At 71.7% G+C, this 6,293-nt stretch carries 7 protein-coding genes; 5 read left to right on the top strand and 2 right to left on the bottom strand.

What is annotated here, in order from left to right; translation table 11 throughout:
- Positions 1-772: DedA family protein (locus GSF22_RS29070; protein ID WP_208817095.1), on the bottom strand; the 772-nt coding region annotated here is incomplete at its 3' end.
- 134 nt (positions 773-906) lie between these two features.
- Between GSF22_RS29070 and typA the strand changes: the two genes are divergently transcribed.
- The 4 genes from typA (at position 907) to GSF22_RS29050 (ending at position 4,272) form a co-directional block, all read left to right on the top strand.
- Positions 907-2,775 (top strand): translational GTPase TypA, encoded by a 1,869-nt coding sequence (gene typA, locus GSF22_RS29065; protein ID WP_208817093.1) that lies wholly within the window; start codon positions 907-909, stop codon positions 2,773-2,775.
- A 59-nt stretch (positions 2,776-2,834) separates the two neighbouring features.
- Complete coding sequence (locus GSF22_RS29060) at positions 2,835-3,701, top strand: serine hydrolase (protein ID WP_208817091.1); 867 nt, start codon at positions 2,835-2,837, stop codon at positions 3,699-3,701.
- 95 nt (positions 3,702-3,796) lie between these two features.
- The gene (locus GSF22_RS29055) at positions 3,797-4,054 is read left to right on the top strand and encodes a hypothetical protein (protein ID WP_208817089.1); all 258 of its coding nucleotides are present in this window, start codon (positions 3,797-3,799) and stop codon (positions 4,052-4,054) included.
- Positions 4,051-4,272 carry a hypothetical protein gene (locus GSF22_RS29050; RefSeq protein ID WP_208817087.1) on the top strand — a complete coding sequence of 74 codons (222 nt, stop codon included), beginning with the start codon at positions 4,051-4,053 and terminating at the stop codon, positions 4,270-4,272. Before GSF22_RS29055 ends, GSF22_RS29050 begins: the two co-directional genes overlap by 4 nt.
- Positions 4,273-4,281: 9 nt before the next feature.
- On the opposite strand, the gene GSF22_RS29045 is transcribed toward GSF22_RS29050, so the two are convergent.
- On the bottom strand, positions 4,282-5,103 hold the full coding sequence (locus GSF22_RS29045) for a tyrosine-protein phosphatase (RefSeq protein WP_439957816.1): 822 nt from the start codon (positions 5,101-5,103) through the stop codon (positions 4,282-4,284).
- Between the two features lie 21 nt (positions 5,104-5,124).
- Here GSF22_RS29045 and GSF22_RS29040 point away from each other — a divergent pair, with 21 nt between their 5' ends.
- A complete protein-coding gene (locus GSF22_RS29040) occupies positions 5,125-6,201 on the top strand; it encodes a mandelate racemase/muconate lactonizing enzyme family protein (RefSeq protein WP_208817085.1) in 1,077 nt (358 codons plus the stop codon).
- Positions 6,202-6,293: the final 92 nt, after the last annotated feature.

Here is a 6,293-nt window from a genome sequence, read left to right as displayed (position 1 = left end):
GCCCCGCCCAGAAGATCAGCACCAGCCCGGCGGTCAGGTTGAGCAGCAGCGTCCACCCCGGCCCGATCCGCATCGCCAACAGGAAGAACAGCACCCCGTACCGGCTGGTGAACCAGCGCAGCGGCGGCAACTGCCCGGCCCGGGCCAGCAACGCCCGCACCGGATCCGGGTTACGGCCCAGCCAGCGCCCACCGAGCAGGATCGCCGCGACCCCGAGCAGCAGCACCAGCACCGCCCCGGTGGCCCGACCCAGGTACCCGGACACCGTCTCGTACGACTCCCCGGCCAGGTAGCCGACCAGCACCGAACCGCCCACCCAGCCGGCCACCCCGGTCATGTTCCACGGCGCGAACCGCCGGTACGGCATCCCCGCCGCACCGGCCAGCCGGGGCACCAGGGTCCGGGCGAACGCCACGAACCGCGCCGCGAACACGCCCCGCCCACCGAGCCGGTGCAGCAGGTCGTGGGCCTTGCGCCACCGTGCCGCACCGACCCGGGCACCCCACCGGCCGGCCCGCAGCCTCGGCCCGTGCCGTCGACCGGCCCGGAACGCCACCGCGTCCCCCAGCACCGCCGCCGTGATCATCACCACCAGTGCCGGGGCGAGCCGCAGCGTCCCCGCGTACGCCAGGAACCCCACCAGCAGCAGGGTCGCCTCACCCGGCACCAGCAACCCGACGAGCACGGCGGTCTCACCGGCCACCACCAACCCGGCCAGCAGGTAGATCACCGGGGCCGGCAGATCCCCCAGCGACGTCAGCAGATCATGCATCCCGTACCCCGAACACGACGGCCAGCCTGCCAGCCACGGTGACCGGCGGGACAGAAGTTTCCCCCGGGATCCGGGGCAGGTCCGGGAGCGACCCCGACTCGGCCCTGATCGGCGCGGGCGGGAGAATGGGTTTCATGCAGCTTCGCACCGACCTCCGCAACGTCGCCATCATCGCCCACGTCGACCATGGCAAGACGACCTTGGTCGACGCCATGTTGCGGCAGGCCGGCGCCTACAGCTCCCGTGGTGAGCTGACCGACCGGGTGATGGACTCGATGGACCTGGAACGAGAAAAGGGCATCACCATCCTCGCCAAGAACACCGGCGTCCGCTACCTGCCCGCCGACGGCTCCGCCCCGGTCACCATCAACATCATCGACACCCCCGGCCACGCCGACTTCGGCGGGGAGGTGGAACGCGGCCTGACCATGGTCGACGGCGTGGTACTCCTCGTCGACGCCAGCGAGGGCCCCCTGCCGCAGACCCGGTTCGTGCTACGCAAGGCCCTCAAGGCCCGCCTGCCGATCATTCTCGTGATCAACAAGGTGGACCGGCCCGACGCCCGGATCAAGGAGGTCGTCGACGAGGCGTACGAACTCTTCCTCGACCTCGACGCCGACGAGGAGCAGATCGACTTCCCGATCGTCTACGCCTGCGCCCGCGACGGCATCGCCTCCCTCACCCAGCCCGCCGACGGTTCCGTACCCGCCGACAGCAGCTCCCTGGAACCCCTCTTCCGCACCCTGCTCGACACCATCCCGCCGCCCGCGTACGACGAGGAGGCGCCCCTCCAGGCACACGTCACCAACCTCGACGCCTCGCCGTTCCTCGGCCGGCTCGCGCTGTGCCGGGTCCGGCAGGGCACCATCAGCAAGGGCCAGACCGTGGCCTGGTGCCGCACCGACGGCAGCACCCAGCGGGTCCGCATCTCCGAGCTGCTGATGACCGAGGGCCTGGAACGCAAGCCCGCCGACTCCGCCGGCCCCGGCGACATCATCGCCGTCGCCGGCATCCCGGACATCATGATCGGTGAGACCCTGGCCGACGCCGAGGACCCGCGCCCGCTGCCGCTGATCACCGTCGACGAGCCGGCCATCTCGATGACCATCGGCACCAACACCTCCCCGCTGGTCGGCCGGGTCAAGGGCGCCAAGGTCACCGCCCGCATGGTCAAGGACCGGCTCGACAAGGAACTCGTCGGCAACGTCTCGCTGCGGGTCCTGCCCACCGAGCGTCCCGACGCGTGGGAGGTCCAGGGCCGGGGCGAGCTGGCCCTGGCCATCCTGGTCGAGCAGATGCGCCGCGAGTCCTACGAGCTGACCGTCGGCAAGCCCCAGGTGGTCACCAGGGAGATCGACGGGAAGACCTGCGAACCGGTCGAGCGGCTCACCATCGACGCCCCCGACGAGTACCTCGGCGCCATCACCCAGCTGCTCGCCACCCGCAAGGGCCGGATGGAACAGCTGGTCAACCACGGCACCGGCTGGATCCGGATGGAGTGGCTGGTCCCCGCCCGGGGCCTGATCGGCTTCCGCACCGAGTTCCTCACCGAGACCCGGGGCACCGGCATCCTGCACCACGTCTTCGAGTCCTACGAGCCCTGGTTCGGCGAGCTGCGTACCCGCAACAACGGCTCCCTGGTCGCCGACCGGGCCGGCGCGGTCACCGCGTTCGCCATGACCAACCTCCAGGAACGCGGCCAGCTCTTCGTCGAGCCCGGCACCGAGGTGTACGAGGGCATGATCGTCGGGGAGAACTCCCGCTCCGACGACATGGACGTCAACATCACCAAGGAGAAGAAGCTCACCAACATGCGCTCGTCGACCGCCGACGAGACGGAGAAGCTGATCCCGCCGCGCAAGCTCTCCCTGGAACAGGCCCTGGAGTTCTGCCGCGAGGACGAGTGCGTCGAGGTCACCCCGGCCGCCGTCCGGATCCGCAAGGTGGTCCTCGACCAGACCGCCCGGGCCCGCGCCACCGCCCGCCGCAAGCACGCCAACTGACCGTCCCGGGTCGGGTGCCGTCCCCCGGCACCCGACCCGGATCGGTTACCGTCTGCGCCATGCTCGCCGACGATCTCGACAACCTGCTGCACGCCGTACCCGGCACGGTCTCGGTCCACGTCGGCCGGCTCGACGGACCGCCCACGTACACCCGGCTGCCCGACGCCACCCACTACGCGGCCAGCACCATGAAAGCCGCCGTGCTCGCCGCCCTGCACCGGTCCGCCGACGCCGGCCGGCTCGACCTGGACGCCCCGGTCCCGGTGCACAACAGCTTCGACTCCGCGCTGCCCGGCGCACCCCGGTTCGGCTGCGCGCAGGACTACGACAACGACGACGCGGTCTGGGACCGGCTCGGGCGGACCGCGCCGCTGCGCTGGCTCGCCCACCGCATGATCGTCCGCTCCAGCAACCTGGCCACCAACATCGTCCTCGGCCACGTCGGCCGGCCCGCCGTCGCCGAGGTGTGGTCCCTGGTCGGCGCCCGGCACAGCGTCACCGGCCGGGGCATCGAGGACTTCGCCGCCCGCGAGGCCGGCATCACCAACCTGGTCACCGCCGCCGACCTGGCCGCCCTGCTCGCCACGATCGCCCGGGGGGCGACCACCCCCGGGACGCTCGCCGCCCCGGCCACCTGCGCCGCCCTGCTCGACGTGCTCTTCGCCCAGGAGCACCGGGAGGACCTGGCCGCCGGACTGCCCGACGGGGTCCGGATCGCGCACAAGAACGGCTGGGTCCGGGGCGTCCGGCACGGCGCCGGGGTGGTCTTCCCCGACGACGCCCCGCCGTACACCATCGTGGTCTGCACCACCACCGACCTCGCCGACGGTGGCCCCAGCGGCGAGGAGGACGAGGACGACGCCTGCCGGCTGATCGCCCGGATCTCCGCCACCGTCTGGGCCGCCCGCGACGCCCTCGGCCGGTAGCCGAGGCACCGGTGTTCTGCCCCCTGAGGAACAGCCAAGAATGGGACTTTCTGCATTCTCAACTCATATATCTCACATAACGCTATCTTGGCTTCATGTCAACAGGAACCGGCCATCGATGGTTCGACCTCTTCCAGGGCCCGGGTACCGCCCACTGGACGTGGCAGATCGGCGAACGTGAGCACCACTGGACATTCTCCTTCCGCCCCCTTGCCGAACTCTCCGAATCGGAAATCGTCCGACACTTCACCGTCTGGGTCGGCAACCAGTACATAGATCACTTCGATCTGCGCGTGGCCGGCAACGGCAGCACCCTGCACCGGTTGAGCGCCAGCTGGGTGAGCGGCGCATGAGGATCACCGCCGTCTACGACGCCGACGGCGTCATCCTGGCCGCCGTCGTCGACACCGGCCAGGACGACCACCCCGTACCCGTGGCGTCCGAGGGGACCGAGGTGGGGACATTCGACGTCCCCCGGCACGCAGCCGGTTCCCGCCTCGACGAGATCTGCACGTCCTACCGGGTGGACCCTGGTTCGCGGAGCCTCAGAGCGGCACCTCCCCAGGAGTAGACCCACCGGTCAGACCAGCAGGTTCTCCCGCAGGGTGTCCCGCAGCTCACCGGTGATCCCCAGCCCGTCCCGCAGGTACCGGTCGAACGAGCCGTACACCCGCGCCACCTCGTCGTAGGCGGCGTCCAGGTACTCCGGGCGGACCTGGAGCACCGGCCGCACCGCCGCCACGTCCAACCCCGGATGCCGCCGGGCCATCGCCTCCAGCAGCACCTCCTGAAGGCTCGCCGTCCGCTCGTTGGTCAGCAGATAGTCCGCCCGGACCGCCTCGGCGTCCACCCCGAGCAGGGTCAGCAGCACCACCGCCAACCAGCCGGTACGGTCCTTGCCCGCACTGCAGTGGAACAGCAGCGGCAGGTTCGGCGACTCCGCCGCCAGGCGCACCGCCCCGGCGAAACCGGCGCGCGCCGACTCCCCCGTGACGAACCACCGGTAGATCGCCGCCATCGCCCCCGGCGTGCCCTGCCGCGCCAACTCCCCGTACCCCGACAGGTCGTGCCCGAGCAGCAACGCCGACACGTACGTGAACAGCGGATGCGTCGGGTCGTACACCGGCAGGTGCACCACCCGGGGATCACCCGGCAACCGGTCCGCCGGAGCCACCTCGGCCTCCGGCCCCCCGCGCAGGTCCACCACACAGGTCACCCCGAGCCGGTCGAACACCGGCAGGTCCTCGTCGACCAGCCGACCCAACGCCGCACTGCGGATCAGCCGCCCCGCCCGGACCCGTCGACCATCCGCACCCACCAGGCCACCCAGGTCCCGCGCATTCGGCGAACCCAGCAGCTCCCAGTCCTGCCCGATCAATTCGGCCTCCCCAGCGCCGCGCATCCTGCGTATAGGGTGCCCCACATGACGATCGCCGCGGTACGCACCCACCGGCTTTCCGCCCCCTTACACACCCCCTTCGTCACCGCCCTGCGCCGCACCACCACGGTGGACACCCTGGTCGTCGAGGTCACCGACACCGACGGCCGCTCCGGGTTCGGCGAAGCCCCCCAGGTCTGGCAGGTGACCGGCGCGTCGATCGCCGGGGCGCAGGCGTGCGTACAGGAGATCCTCGGCCCGCTGGTCGCCGGACGCGACCCGGACGACCTGGTGGCCCGCTGCGCGGAGGTCCGCCGCGCGGTCGCCGGCAACGAGGCCGCCAAGGCGGCCGTGGACGTCGCTCTGCACGACCTGGCCGCCCGTCGCCTCGGCGTCCCCCTGGTCCGGCTGCTCGGCGGTACCCGGCTGCGGGTACCCACCGACGTCACCCTCTCCGCCGGGGACGCGGTCGACCTGGCCACCACCGCCAAGCAGCGGTGCGCCGAGGGCTTCGGCGTACTCAAGCTGAAGGTCGGCACCGACCCCGCCGGCGACCTGGCCCGGGTCCGGGCGGTACGGGCCGCCGTCGGCCCGGAACCGAGGCTGCGGCTGGACGCCAACCAGGGCTGGACCCCGCGCGAGGCGGTCCGGGTGATCCGGGGTGTCGAGGACGCCGGGCTGGACGTCGAACTCGTCGAACAGCCGGTCGCCCGGCGCGACATCGAGGGCATGGCCTGGGTGAGCGACCGGGTGGACACCCCGATCCTCGCCGACGAGTCGGTCTTCGACATCCGGGACCTGGTCGAGGTGATCCGGCACCGGGCGGCCGACCTGGTCAACGTCAAGCTCGCCAAGTGCGGTGGGCTCGCGGTGGCGCGTACCCTGCTCGACCTGGCCACCGCCCACGGTGTCGGCACGGTCGTCGGATCCATGATGGAGAGCCAGATCGGGCTCGGCGCGGCGGCCAGCCTGGTCGCCGCGTACGGCACGTCCGCCGTCTCCGACCTCGACGCCGCCTGGTGGCTGGCCTGGTCCCCGGTGCGGGGCGGCATCCGGTACTCCGGCGCGGAGGTGGTCCTGCCCGACGCGCCGGGCCTCGGCATCACCGCCCTCGACTGCTGAAGGAAAATTACAGGCAAACCTTGATGCCTGTCGGTGGATTTCATATGGTCGGGGCGTCGGGTCGGAGCGGGCGCGTCGGGTGGCGTCGGGTC

This window comes from Micromonospora echinofusca, from assembly GCF_017614955.1.
Taxonomy (GTDB): Bacteria; Actinomycetota; Actinomycetes; order Mycobacteriales; family Micromonosporaceae; genus Micromonospora; species Micromonospora echinofusca_A.
This window is presented reverse-complemented; position numbering and strand designations above follow the sequence as displayed.

What these genes read in the sequence shown, in the direction of transcription:
- typA (WP_208817093.1), top strand. Translation starts at nt 907, where the DNA reads ATGCAGCTTCGCACCGACCTCCGCAACGTCGCCATCATCGCCCACGTC.
- GSF22_RS29060 (WP_208817091.1), top strand. Translation starts at nt 2,835, where the DNA reads ATGCTCGCCGACGATCTCGACAACCTGCTGCACGCCGTACCCGGCACG.
- GSF22_RS29055 (WP_208817089.1), top strand. Translation starts at nt 3,797, where the DNA reads ATGTCAACAGGAACCGGCCATCGATGGTTCGACCTCTTCCAGGGCCCG.
- GSF22_RS29050 (WP_208817087.1), top strand. Translation starts at nt 4,051, where the DNA reads ATGAGGATCACCGCCGTCTACGACGCCGACGGCGTCATCCTGGCCGCC.
- GSF22_RS29045 (WP_439957816.1), bottom strand. Translation starts at nt 5,103, where the DNA reads ATGCGCGGCGCTGGGGAGGCCGAATTGATCGGGCAGGACTGGGAGCTG.
- GSF22_RS29040 (WP_208817085.1), top strand. Translation starts at nt 5,125, where the DNA reads ATGACGATCGCCGCGGTACGCACCCACCGGCTTTCCGCCCCCTTACAC.